Source organism: Rhizobium lusitanum (assembly GCF_014189535.1).
GTDB lineage: Bacteria > Pseudomonadota > Alphaproteobacteria > Rhizobiales > Rhizobiaceae > Rhizobium > Rhizobium lusitanum_C.
In genome coordinates, this window is record NZ_CP050307.1 from 443,215 (window position 1) to 455,958 (window position 12,744).

Consider the following 12,744-nt stretch of genomic DNA (forward strand, 5'->3'; position numbering starts at 1 on the left):
GTCTCGTTTCGTTGGTGTCGCATCATGTCTTACCCGGCCGCGACATTTGTTTCGCAGCCGGAATGTCTTAGTTCAGCTTGCAGGCAATCGATTCCGGGAACTGGCACTTGTCGCCTTCCGCGGTGAAAGCCACGCGCTTGATCTGCATGGTTGCCGGGCCGCCGCCATAGGCGAACTTGCCCATCCAGCCGCTCAGCGTGTCGGTGCCCCAAAGGCTGAAGAAGATCTTCTGGGCATTCGTCGGGATCTTCGAAGGGTCGGTCACGTCCTGGATCAGCTGGCCGTTCACATAATAGCGAAGCCGATCCTTCTCCCAGACGAAGGCATAGTCGTTGAAGCCCTGATCAGCGCCGCCGGGGACCGGAACCAGTTTCTCGTTGCCACCCTTGGCGGCGATATACTGGTTGACCTGAACCTGCCCTGCATTCTTGCCGAGAACTTCGAAATCGATCTCGTCATGCGGCCTCTTGTCGGTCGGCCCGATATAGGTAAAGAACGCCGAGTTGAGGCCGGGGCCGCTGGCGGTGCGATAGCGCGCCTCATAGGTGCCGTAGCCAAAACGCTTGGTGGTCTGGATCTCGCCGCAGGCATAGTCGCGCTCACCGGTCTTGCCCTGAGTGAATTGAAGTTGCAGCATGCCGTCTTCGCGGCTGACCTGCTTCTTCGACCAGGTGCAGTTCTGGTGCGGGCCGTTGTTCCAGCCATCGGAAATGTACCAGCGGCTTCTGTCGATCCTGTCGAAATTGTCAACGAAGGATGTGCCGTTCGGCTGATCTTCCAGCGCGGAAGCTACACTTGGAAACAGGCCGGCGCTCAAGATGGCCAGTGAAACAAGGCTGAGTCTGCGCGCATGGGTGGTCGGTTTCGTCATGTGTCACCTTTGCTCTGAAGTCGCCTGCCGGCGGTCGGCGTTGCCGGTGCTTTCGTACGCGAACACGCACGGCTACCAGTCAGCAGGTTGTAGATGGAGGGCAGGGCGGAGCGCGCCATGCCGTTGGTCAGCGGCAGCGCCATCAGGGCGATGGCAGAGGCCAGCAGATAGAAGATCGGATAGATCTCGCTGCCGCCGCGGTTCCAGAGAACCCAGAGGCAGAACAGCAGCGGGTAATGGGCGCAGAACACCCAGAAGCTCAGGCCGCCGGTTCCCGCCAGGCTCTGGCCTAGCCGGCTCCTGATGAAGATCGCCGACAGCGCCCAGAAACCGGGAATGCCGACGAGCACCATAAGGTTGCGGCCTATTTCGAGCCACAAGGGCAGCGTGGGGCCTGTGAGGTAAGTCGCCGTGGCCAAGAGTGCCGCCAGGGCGACGAAGGCCGGTCCAATTAGCGTGGCATAGCGATCGATAATCGTCAGGTCGACACGATAGAGGCTGAGATAGATGCCGAAGCCAAAGCTGAAGAGGATGGAGTTTCGAAGCACGATGCCGAGCGGGATCGGTAACGCCGCCAGCAGCAGCAAGCCCACCAGCGTCGATAAGGGAAAGCGGCTGATCAGCAACGCCAGCAATGGCGACAGCAGGATGCAGACGAAGAGATCGCGCAGGAAATAAAGGGGCAGGTTGATAGGCGTGCCCTCGATGGCGAAAAGAAGCGTTGAAAGCGTGCGCGGGCTGGCGTTCGAAAGATCGGGCAGAAAACCGTCGCCGACACCGAAGCTCTGCAGGATCAGCACCAAAAGGAAGAAGGCGCTGTTCCACAACAGGAAGGGCAGGAGAACGGTCTTCGCCTTGCGGCGAATGGTCTTGCCGTAGTCAAGCTTTGCCGTGCCATGCCGGAAAAGAAGATAACCGGAAATGGCACTGAGGCAGGGCACCCCAACGCGAAAGAGACTATCGCGCAGAAAGACCCGCAGCCAATCGAAGAGCCCATAATCACCATTGAACGGGCTGGAATCCGTATCGAACGGGATATGCACAAATATGATGCCCGAAATGAGCACTATACGCATGAGATTTATCCGCGAAGACACGTTGGCAGTCACATTCACGATGTCCGTCACCCCTTTTCCAGATCGCTCCCCCCTTGCGACCGTTTCAACCAGAGCAGACTAGAGCCTACAACGCATAACCTAGGGCGATCTTACGAAAAGAAATATGGCGGTGCAGCAAAAAACGAGAATGAAGGGGCGCCAACTGCCGCAACTCCGCGGCAAAAAGGCCGGTGAAACAGGTGATGGAGACGGCCGATATCGGTGGAAGTCCCTGGTATTAAAAGGATTTAAGTACGCTGAAATAATTCGTGAAACGATCTGCGGCCCTACGAGGCATCATCATCATTTTTTTCGCATTAGGTGAACATTTTTTGCACCGCCGCATAATCCGTGGTCAAACATGGACAGAATGGGGCGGCGATGCAAGTTCCCTAAGAAAGTTCTGCAGAATCATTCAGCCACAGGTTGCGCTTCCGCATTCGGCTTTCTGCGTGAACGAACGAGTTCCAGTATTTTGCGCACAAGCGCTCTCTCAGTCAGCAGGACGAAAGCGAGGTATATTGCGCCGCCCACCACCGAGCCCACGACGATCTGCAGAACAGCGCTCGGCATCGCTACCTTCAGATGGTCCAGCATGAAGCGAACGATGAGTGCCATGATGAGCGCGGTGATCATCGGCCGGTTGCTGATATAGAACCCTTGAAAGAACGGCATGCCGTCGGCGCGAAAGACCGCCCAGGAATAAAAGATCAAGGTGATGACGCTGACGATGCAGAGCCAGACCATGGCGTTGATCAAATCGCCGGTCATGGCTCCATAGGCGACGGCAGCTGTAGTGACGACGGCGCGGATGATTGCCGACCAGAACAGGACATTGCCGCGGCCGACGCCCTTGAGATAGGGGATGAAGGTGCTGCAGGGCGTCAGGATCGCCTTGGAGAGTGCCAGCAGGCCGAGCACCGGCCAGGCATAGGCCCATTTCTGTCCGAACAGCACCAGCATGGCCGGCTCGGCGATGGCCCACAGGCCGAACATCATCGGCGCCAGAAGCACCGTTGTGACCTGCGTGCTCAGCATCAGCGCGTCCGACCGGCGCTTGCGGTCATGCATCATGTGGCTGAAGGCCGGAAACAAGACGCCCATAACTGCCGAGAGCACGACCTGGTTCGGGATGCTGGCAAAACGATTGCCGGCGGAATAGGCGCCGGCATCGGCCAGACCGAGGTAGCGGGCGATGATCACCATCGGCGACTGGAAGGTAACGAAATTGGCGATTTCCGATCCCATCATGCCGAAGGAGAACTTCGTCAGCCCCTTGATGCGGCTGAAGGAGAAGGCGAACCGGGGGAAGTAGCCGGAGACGGCATAGAGACCGACAAGGCGAACGGTGCCGGAGACAAAAAGCTGGGCAACGAGCGACCAGACGCCAAATCCGAACCAGGCCAAACCGACCGCGACCAGCGCGCCGGAGGACTCCGAAATCATGCTCCAGACCGCATCCTTGCTGAAATTCATCCGCCGCGCCAGGATCGAATAGGCGACATCGGCGGCGAGCTGGATGGGAATCATGAATGCCATAATGCGCAACAGGTAGGCTGCCTCTTTGGCGCCCAACAATGTTGCGAAGAAGTCGGCGAAGACATAAAGAACCACGGCCATCAACGTCGACACCGCGAGATTCACCCAGAAGACGGAGTGAATAGTCAGCATATCCTCCTTCTCCTGGATGACGAGAGAGGAGGTGAGCCCGGCGCCGCCGATCATGGCGAGGAATTGCACAACCGTCAGCGCCACGGCGACGACGCCGAATTCCTCGGGAGTAAGGATGCGCGCCAGGATGGGCACGGTAATAAATTTCAATCCAAATGTACTTGTCTTCGATAAAACGCTCCATCCGACATTGTTCGTTATCGAACGGACACTAACTGTTGAGGTCATTGCGACATCCTATCTCTTGGGAGCGGCTGTAATCAGCGATGGAGATTGTCGAAAAAATGTATGGTCGCGACCCTGGGAGGAGGTCGCAAACTCTTTGTTGAAAAACGTAAGGCGAAAAAATGGCGTCGATTACGATTGTTATTCCCTTCTACCAAAAACAGACAGGCATTCTGCAGCGCGCATTGAGGTCGATATCTAGGCAGGTGTTTCAGGATTTCGATATCCTTGTCGTCGATGATGAATCGCCGCTCCCGGCGGAAAGTGAACTTCAATCGCTCGCAGACGACGAGCGTGCGCGCATTACAGTCATCCGCCAAGCCAATGCCGGCCCGGGCGGCGCGCGCAATACTGGCCTCGATAATGTGCCGGCCGCAAGCCGCTTTGTCGCCTTCCTCGATTCCGATGACGAATGGGCGCCGGAGCATCTGAGCAACGCTTTCGAGGCGCTGACGCGCCACGATGCGGATTGTTATTGGGACTCGATCAGCGGCGGCGAGGGTTTTTCCTATCATTTCGGTATAGACGAACTGGCGAAATCGCCCGACGCCGTACGCCTCTCCGACGCACCCTCCATCATCGAAATCCCCGATATTGCCAGCGTCATGCTGAAGGACTGGGGCTTTCTGCACCTCTCCTGCATGGTGATCGGCCGGCCGTTGTTCGAAAAGATCCGCTTCGAAGCCTCACTGCGACTGGCGGCCGAAGACGTGCTGTTCTTCTGTGACTGCATCCTGGCGGCCAAGCGCGTGCTGCTCTGCGAAGACGCCGGCGCGCTGCGCGGCGAGGGCATGAATATCTTCCACAGCATCGACAATGATTCACCGCAGTTCCTGCGCCAGCAGTTCAACACCTGGACGGCGCTCAACACGCTGGAACAGAGATTTTCGCGCCGGCCGCAGGACATCGAGACCATTCGCGCCTGCAAAAACCGCGCCCGCCAGCAGGCGCTGTGGAGCCAGGCGCGGCAGTTGCGCCGTCACCGATTGCCACAACTTGGGCTACTCGCGAAATGGGCCTGGCGCGACCCCGGCATATTGCAGAGTGCGATGCAGCTTGCCGCGGGCAAGTTTACGCCCTAGTTTTCGCAGTGCAGCAAAGCTGTTCATGCCCCATTCTAGAGCCAATGCATGTGCAGCTACGGTCTAGATCAGCAAGGAGTTCTGTATGAAGCCGTTCCACTGGGAATCCACCCATGGCAATTTCGGTGACGATCTCAATCTCTGGCTCTGGGATTTTCTACTCCCTGGCCTGCGCGACGTTCATGAGGAAACACTGCTGGTCGGTGTCGGCACCGTCCTGAACACGTCGCTATTGCCGCCTGACGGCCAGAAGCTCGTGATCGGCAGTGGCTTCGGCTATGGCACGCTTCCTGACATGAGCGACAGGAGCAAATGGGATATTCGCTGCGTTCGTGGCCCGCTGACGGCTGAAAAAGTTGGCGTTCCCACGGATATGGGCATCATCGATCCGGCCGTCATGGTCACCGAGATGCCGGAATTCAAAAATCTGCCGAAGACCAAGCGCCACACGTTCGTGCCGCATTGGGAGTCGGCAGGCGCCGGGCTCTGGCAGGATATCTGCAAGACAGTTGGTCTTTCCTATCTCGATCCGCGCGGCGAGGCGAAGGCCGTGATCCGCGAGATCGCCACATCCGAGTTGATCGTCGCCGAATCCATGCATGGCGCGATCCTTGCCGATGCCTTCCGCGTGCCGTGGATTGCCGTCAGCACCTCGCGGGCGATCAACAGCTTCAAATGGAACGATTGGGCGCATTCTCTCGGCGTCACCTATGCGCCGAAACATATTCCCGTTTCCACCCGCGCCGAAGCGATCGCCAAGGGCGCCCGCTTCTGGGGTGTTGGCTTCGAACGCGATGAACAGGCGGCCGGAGAACTGGAAAAGCAGCGATATGGCGAGACCGTGCTTGCTGATCCGCAACAGACCACGCTGCGCGTGATGGCAAAACAGGCACTTGCCGTACCCTCGGCGCTGGCGCTTTGGCAGGCCAGCAAGGCAAAGCCGCAGCTCAGCACCGACGCGGCCCTTGCCGGTCGCAAGGAGCGCTTCATGTCGGTGATTGAAAGCGTCAAGCGCGACTACATCTGACGCGCCTGCGAATTATTCGGGAACGGCCTGCAGGAGATAACGCAGGCCGTTTGCGCCCGAATGGGCGATTGGCGCGCTGCCGCCCTTGCGAAAACGCTCGGTCTTATCGGCGAAAATACCGCCGGCTATGGCTGGAATGGCACCTGGCTTGCCCAGGGCGTAGGAGGCCGCTGCCCCCATGCCCGATTTCGATTTGATATCGAGAAAATGCCGCAGCTCGTACCGTCCGCGAATATGCTCCTCGTGGCGGCGGATGACTGCTGCATCGATCGGTGAGAGCCCGCCGGCCGCAAGGATCGCCCGATCCGCCTCGTAAAGTCGGCGCAAATCGTCGGTGCGATGCTGGCCGCTCAGGGAATTGCTGCGCACCACGGCGCCGTAGCCGCAGCTATGGATGATCTTGTAGCGCGCAGCCTTGGCAAGCGCCCGCACATAGAGGTCGTAATCCTCACCGAGACGCAGGGCCTCGTCATAGCGCAGGCCATGCTTGTCCAGAAACGACCGGCGCATCAGCGGCTTCAGGAAGCCGATCTCGCCGCGCCGGACGCCGCGCTTGGAAATATTGCCCTCGACAAAGGCGACCAGATCCAGGAAGCGCGGTTTCGGATCGAAATGATCGAGCATGGTATAGGCATTTGAAACCGTATCGGCATCGACGAAGGCGATATTGTCGGCGACGAAATCCCAATCGTTACTGGCAAGCAGCGGCTTGAAGCGCCCCGGGAAAAAGAAGTCATCGGCGTCGAGGATGCTGATTAGCGGCGCGCGCGAAATCTCGATCGCATGATTGCGTGCCGCGGCTGGCCCGCGATTTTTCTCGAATTCCTGGATGATCAGGCGGCCGCTGCCATCATCGGCCTGACGCGCGGCGGCAGCCGTGCCGTCGGTCGAGCCATCGTCGATAACGACGACCTCGGCCACTTCCGGCTCGCGCAACGCCGAAGCCACAGCGAGACCGATGGTATCGCTGGCATTCTTCGCGGCAATGATTACGCAGACATTGTTTTCGGCACTGTCGATCAAGTCAGCCTCCATGGTTCTGTTGGAGACTTAGGACGACAACAGCCATCCGGCAACCACATGGTCACCAAAAGATGCGCCAAATGGCGGCGTCAGGGGTTGAAGGGTTCGGAACGATTGAGGTTGGCAGCGGGCAGGCCGCTAACCTTGTCACCTTCACGCACCGGCATTGCAGCCGAGCCTTCATTCAACAACGCATTCCTCGCATTGCGTTCTTTCCACACCAGGAAAAGAACGCCCGCGAAGTAACCGATCTGTAGCAGGACTGCGCAAATTGCAGTTTCGATCAAGGTGACCGAAAGTGAATGCGTCAGGAAATAAGTCGCAATGGCGAATACGGCCAGAGTGCCCGCCATGCTGATGAAGACGCGAGGTGCATACATGGACATTACCTCCTCCCCAGGAATATCTGCATAAAAGTAATCAAGGTCTTTCCTCCCTCAGTAGACCCAGAACTCAAATATATTTTATGATTCATTTAGATTCAACCAAGCGACGGCAATACGTTACGAATTGATACGGATCCTACGTCGCGCTCGTTAAAACTACTCCTCCACAATGAATACAATTGCATTCATTATCTTTTTTCGCCTCTCGACACTCTCCCAAAGGTTGTTCGCAAAAATTTCACATACAATTTCGTACTGCTAATCGATTAGTGCAATCGATTCTGATTTTAACAATTCAATCAACTTTTATTACAAAGTCTGGCCGTTGCTTTCATCAATATGTGCGTCGCAATATCTTGTTGCAGTGCAATATTTTTGACCGAAAATCGGGGTTTGTCAGGGGTATTCAAGAGTGTTTAAAGCCTATCTTGGATAAATCAGAGAAAAAAATCTACTAATTCGACCTTTCTTACCCTATTACACTATAAATCAAAACGTAAGAAGTTAATTCTTCCCGGATTTATACGGTATGTAATCTGTGTTCCGGTCGTCTTGGAGGTGACTGAACTTACGGCTCCGGCCACGTTGGCGGTAAAAGCATACCGTGAATCGGCATTGCCACAAAAAATTAGCTTAAAAAATCACAATCTCATCCTACACTCCTCGCTGCACCGCACTAGTTACGCGTCTGAGACATTTCCGACCAATTCGCCAACATGAATGGAGTCATCTCTATGAAGTCTGCGACGAGATCGGCCGCAACGGCTTTTTTCAGCGCCACGGAAAGCGACGTTTTTCCGCCAACGGGTGGAATCCTAAAGAGAGGATTCGACGTCACATCCGCCCTGATGGGACTGATTTTCATCAGCCCCCTCTTCCTCATGCTCATGCTCATGCTCCTGGTGAAGCTCTCGGACCGTGGCCCGATCTTTTACGGTCATCGCCGCATCGGTCACAATGGCAAGACCTTCGGTTGCCTGAAGTTCCGCACCATGGTCGTCGATGGCGATAGGGTGCTGCAGGCTTACCTGAAGGCCAATCCCCGGGCGATGGACGAGTGGCGCGCAACGCGCAAGCTGCAAAACGACCCCCGCGTTACGCTTATCGGCGCGGTGCTTCGTAAACTGAGCCTCGACGAACTGCCGCAACTCATCAATATCATCCGCGGCGAAATGAGTGTCGTCGGCCCCCGTCCTGTCGTCGAGGACGAGCTTGAGCGTTACGAAACTTCCGCGATCTACTATCTCCAGTCTCGCCCCGGCCTTACCGGTCTGTGGCAGGTCAGCGGCCGCAACGACGTCTCCTATGAGAGCCGCGTCGCCTTCGATACGCATTATGTCAAAAACTGGTCACTTGGCAGCGACATGATGATTATCGCCAAAACCATTCCCGCGGTTTGCCTCTCGCGCGGCAGCTACTGACGACGAAGCAGATACCGCGGGGAAGGTTCCTGCGGTTTCCCCGCGCATGCGGGGCTGCGATCTAATAACAGGGAAGATCCTGCATGATTGAAATTAAGCCTTCTGGTAGGCTCGTTGGCGCAACCACATCTTTTCGTTGCGCCGCTCTCGTCCTTTTCAGCCTCTGCGTGGTGTCAGGCAATGCCCGCGCCGATAACCTTCCCGGATATCACCTGGGCGTCATGGACAAACTGAGCATTCGCGTCGCCGAATGGCAGACAGCAGAAGGCACGATCCGCGACTGGTCGGTGGTGTCGGGTGACTACACGGTCGGTCCTTCCGGCTCGGTTTCCATTCCTTTCATCGGGGACATGCCAGCCGCCGGCAAGACGACGGATGAGATCGCGGAAGCGATTGGCCTCGGATTGCAGAAGCAGTTCGGTCTGCGCGATCGGCCCTCGGCTTCCGTGGAGCTTTCGCAATTTCGGCCGATCTATCTCTCCGGCGAGGTCCAAAATCCGGGTTCATATCCTTTTGTGCCCAACCTGACCGTTCTTAAGGCGGTGAGCCTGGGTGGCGGCATGCACCGCGCCGAAGCCGGTCAGCGCTTTGCGCGCGATTTCATCAATGCCAAGGGCGATGCCGTCGTCCTCATGGCCGAACGCGGCCGGTTGCTGATGCGCCAGGCGCGTCTTTTGGCCGAAGTCGCCGGTAAGGATCAGATCGATATTTCGCCGGACCTTCAAAAGCTGCCGCAATCGACCGACCTGCTGGCCAGCGAAGAGGCCCTGATGAAGACGCGTAGCGTGCGTATGAAAACGCAATTGCAAGCGCTGGCGGATCTCAAGGTGCTGCTGCAAAGCGAAGTCGAGGCGCTGGCGAAGAAGACCGATACGCTCAGCCGTCAACTCGATCTCGCCAAGGCGGACCGCGACAAGGTCGAGAGCCTGGCTGAAAGAGGACTGGAACTTGCCTCGCGCAGGATCTCAGCCGAACAGCGCGCTTCCGACGTCGAGACCAATCTGCTGGATACCGATACGGCATCGCTGAACGCCAAGCAGAGCATCAGCAAGGCCGGTCAGGACGAGAATACGGTGCGTAACGATTGGCAGAATTCGCTTGCGCAGGATCTGCAGGATACCGACACCCAGTTGGAAACCCTGCAACTCAAGCTCTCCACCAGCCAGGCGTTGATGCAGGAGGCGGTCGCGCAATCGGCCGATGCCAGCAATATCGATGCCGGCGGGCAGGGCGTGAATGTCGTCTATACCATTATACGGGACGAGAATGGTCAGGCGAAGGAAATTCCGGCCCAGGAGAATACCCTGGTGCTGCCCGGTGATCTCATCAAGGTGAGTGCCGGTCTAGCGATGCGATAAGGAGAGTCGATGCGGATTCGCAAATCGACCTTTATTCGTCCGGGCAGCAACGCCACCTATGGAATGGTGGCGATTGCGCTTTCTTTCTTTGCCTTCGCCTATTCCGCCCGCCTCGGGCAGGCTGCCATTCTCGTCTATTACGCAGTGTGGTTTCCGCTGGTGCTGATCGACTATCGCAGCGTGCTCGGTAGCTACTCGAAGCAGCTCTGGATCTTTGCATTCGGCATTTTCACCTGTCTTTCGATCTTCTGGTCGGTGGTGCCGCCGGTGACCGCCCGCGCCGCAATTCAGTACATGACGCATATCATCTGTGCGCTGATCGCCGTGCGTACGCTCGATATCCGCACGCTGACACGCGGCGCGATTGCCGGCACCAGTATCGTGCTGCTTTATTCGGTGCTGTTCGGCTATTATGCTCTCGACGCGATCGACGGCACCTATAGCTTCGTCGGTGCTTTCGACTCGAAGAACCAGCTGGGCTTCTATGCCTCGCTCGGGATCTATTTCGCTTTCGCCGCGGTCTTCATTCTTGGCGAGCGTCGTATCTGGTTGCTTGGAGCAGGCGTTGTCGGCCTCTTGGCTGCCTACTGTCTTCTTGCCTCGCAATCGGCGACGTCGGTGTTGGTCACCGGTCTGGTCGTGATGCTCAGCATCGGCATGCGCGTCATCCTGTTCCTGTCGCCAAAGCAGCGTAAAAAGCTGTTTGCCACCGCAGCCATATCGGGGATCATTCTGGTGGTCGCTGGCGTTTATCTCGGGGCGGTCGATCTCGTGCTCGGCGCCTTCGGCAAGGACTCAACGCTGACCGGTCGTACCTATCTCTGGCAGCAGGGAATAGCCGCAGCCATGTTGCATCCCTTCTTCGGGATCGGCTATCAGGCCTATTGGGTGCAAGGCTTCTCCGAACCGGAACGCCTGTGGGAAGAATTCTACATCACCTCCCGCGCCGGCTTCCATTTCCACAATACCTTCATCGAAACGACAGTGGAAACCGGCCTGATCGGCGTCTTCCTGCTGGTGTCGATATTGCTGACGGCGGTGATTGGCCATCTCAAGCGGTTTCTCAACGACCTCAGAAACGATGAATCCTATGTTCTGTTCGGTCTGGCGACGCTGCTTCTGATCCGCGCTTTCGTCGAGATCGATATTCTCAACCCCTACCAGGTCGGCTCGTTCCTGCTGTATTTCATAGCGGGAAAGCTGACGATGAAGGCGCAAGCGCCACGGATGGTTCCATCGGTCTCCGATGATCGGATGGAACTTGGGCCGCCTGCAAACTGGGAAGCTCAGGTCAGCAGATGAAAACTCTTTATAGCATCCAATATCTTCGCGCCGTTGCCGCGCTCGCGGTCGTCCTTTTCCATGCGGCGGAACGCAGCGGCGGCCATTTCCAGATCGGCGCGGCTGGTGTCGATGTCTTCTTCGTCATCAGCGGCTTCATCATGTGGACAATAAGCGAGCGCCGGCCCGTGACGCCCTGGCGGTTCTTGTTTGATCGTCTGCAGCGCATCGCGCCGTCCTACTGGATCGTTACCGCCATCATGATCGCGGGGGCAGTAGCCGGTCTGTTTCCGAACATGAAGCTGACGGCCGGTCATATTCTTGGCTCGATGATTTTCATTCCCGTGCGCTCGCCGAGCAATGGCGTGATCTGGCCGGTTCTGGTGCAGGGATGGACACTTAACTACGAGATGTTCTTCTACGTCATATTCGGTGCAGCGCTGCTCCTGTCGCGCCGCATACGACTGGTCAGCATAGCCAGTGTCTTCGTTGCCTTCGTCATTGCCGGCGTCATTTTCAGCCCGCAATCGCCGTTGCTCCTCACCTACACGCGGCCGATCATTCTGGAGTTCGTGGCAGGCATCCTCCTTGCTGAGCTATGGCTATGCGGGAAAATACCGAGCGCCGGCCCCGGACTCGCCCTGATCGTCGTCGCTCTTTCGGGTTTTGCCGCTGTCCAGCTCCTGCATCTCGAATTCAACGAACTGACCTGCGGACCGCTCGCCGTGGCATTGGTACTTGGAACGATATCGTTGGAGCGTAGCGGAAAGCTACCGGATATTCCGATACTGACCTATCTCGGCAACGCCTCCTACTCGATCTATCTCTGGCACACGCTGGCAGTTTCGGTGCTTATGAAATTGCTGGCGCGCACGGAAATGCCTTCCGACGTCAAGACGTTCCTCTGTCTTGTCTCAGGCGTGCTGCTGGGCATCGGTGCCTATGAACTGGTCGAGAAACCATTGCGTGGTCTATTGAAGGGCCTGAGTTGGCAAAGATCACGCCCTTCACCGGTGTGATGGGTAGCGCAACTCTGTCGAACCGAAGCCGGCTGTCATTTGCTGGGCGAGCGGGGCGTCATTCTCCGCAACTTTCCGTCTAACGGCGCCTTTGGCTTGGCTTTGGAGCGATAAAACTCGCGCGGAAAAGCGATCCCCCTGATGATTTGATCGGATTGCCGGCGTCGCGGAGCGCATTTGTTGCGCGCGGTGTGGCCATAGGCCGTTCGATACGACCAATTCCTTACGACGATTGCTGTCAAAATCACACAAAACCCAATAAAATCTGTGGGTTGAAGTTAAT

Annotated in this window: 11 protein-coding genes; 6 read left to right on the forward strand and 5 right to left on the reverse strand. The window is 57.2% G+C overall.

Features of this window, described 5'->3' with window-relative positions; genetic code table 11:
* Positions 1 to 67: 67 nt before the first annotated feature.
* The 3 genes from HB780_RS05035 to HB780_RS05045 form a co-directional block, all read right to left on the reverse strand.
* Complete coding sequence (locus HB780_RS05035) at positions 68 to 871, reverse strand: endo-1,3-1,4-beta-glycanase ExoK (RefSeq protein WP_183688952.1); 804 nt, start codon at positions 869 to 871, stop codon at positions 68 to 70.
* A complete protein-coding gene (locus tag HB780_RS05040; protein WP_286202969.1) occupies positions 868 to 1,947 on the reverse strand; it encodes an acyltransferase family protein in 1,080 nt (359 codons plus the stop codon). The genes HB780_RS05035 and HB780_RS05040 overlap by 4 nt, the downstream gene beginning before the upstream one ends.
* A 432-nt stretch (positions 1,948 to 2,379) precedes the next feature.
* Positions 2,380 to 3,867, reverse strand: a complete 1,488-nt coding sequence (locus HB780_RS05045; RefSeq protein ID WP_183688953.1) for a lipopolysaccharide biosynthesis protein — start codon at positions 3,865 to 3,867, stop codon at positions 2,380 to 2,382.
* A gap of 119 nt (positions 3,868 to 3,986) precedes the next feature.
* Here HB780_RS05045 and HB780_RS05050 point away from each other — a divergent pair, with 119 nt between their 5' ends.
* Both HB780_RS05050 and HB780_RS05055 read left to right on the forward strand, forming a co-directional pair.
* Entirely contained in the window at positions 3,987 to 4,946 is a 960-nt protein-coding gene (locus HB780_RS05050) for a glycosyltransferase family 2 protein (RefSeq protein ID WP_183688954.1), read from the forward strand.
* Positions 4,947 to 5,031: 85 nt separating this feature from the next.
* Positions 5,032 to 5,973 (forward strand): polysaccharide pyruvyl transferase family protein, encoded by a 942-nt coding sequence (locus HB780_RS05055; RefSeq protein WP_183688955.1) that lies wholly within the window; start codon positions 5,032 to 5,034, stop codon positions 5,971 to 5,973.
* Positions 5,974 to 5,985: 12 nt separating this feature from the next.
* Here HB780_RS05055 and HB780_RS05060 read toward each other — a convergent pair whose 3' ends face one another.
* Complete coding sequence (locus HB780_RS05060) at positions 5,986 to 6,996, reverse strand: glycosyltransferase family 2 protein (protein ID WP_183688956.1); 1,011 nt, start codon at positions 6,994 to 6,996, stop codon at positions 5,986 to 5,988.
* An 89-nt stretch (positions 6,997 to 7,085) separates the two neighbouring features.
* A complete protein-coding gene (locus HB780_RS05065; RefSeq protein WP_183689612.1) occupies positions 7,086 to 7,376 on the reverse strand; it encodes an exopolysaccharide production repressor protein in 291 nt (96 codons plus the stop codon).
* A gap of 740 nt (positions 7,377 to 8,116) precedes the next feature.
* Here HB780_RS05065 and HB780_RS05070 point away from each other — a divergent pair.
* The 4 genes from HB780_RS05070 to HB780_RS05085 all read left to right on the forward strand — a co-directional run bounded on the left by HB780_RS05070 (position 8,117) and on the right by HB780_RS05085 (position 12,461).
* Positions 8,117 to 8,803 (forward strand): sugar transferase, encoded by a 687-nt coding sequence (locus HB780_RS05070; protein ID WP_183688957.1) that lies wholly within the window; start codon positions 8,117 to 8,119, stop codon positions 8,801 to 8,803.
* Positions 8,804 to 8,886: 83 nt separating this feature from the next.
* A complete protein-coding gene (locus HB780_RS05075) occupies positions 8,887 to 10,161 on the forward strand; it encodes a polysaccharide biosynthesis/export family protein (RefSeq protein ID WP_183688958.1) in 1,275 nt (424 codons plus the stop codon).
* A 9-nt stretch (positions 10,162 to 10,170) separates the two neighbouring features.
* On the forward strand, positions 10,171 to 11,463 hold the full coding sequence (locus HB780_RS05080) for an O-antigen ligase family protein (protein WP_183688959.1): 1,293 nt from the start codon (positions 10,171 to 10,173) through the stop codon (positions 11,461 to 11,463).
* Positions 11,460 to 12,461: an acyltransferase family protein gene (locus tag HB780_RS05085; RefSeq protein WP_183688960.1), complete on the forward strand. Its 1,002-nt coding sequence runs from the start codon at positions 11,460 to 11,462 to the stop codon at positions 12,459 to 12,461. The genes HB780_RS05080 and HB780_RS05085 overlap by 4 nt, the downstream gene beginning before the upstream one ends.
* The last annotated feature ends 283 nt before the right edge of the window (positions 12,462 to 12,744 follow it).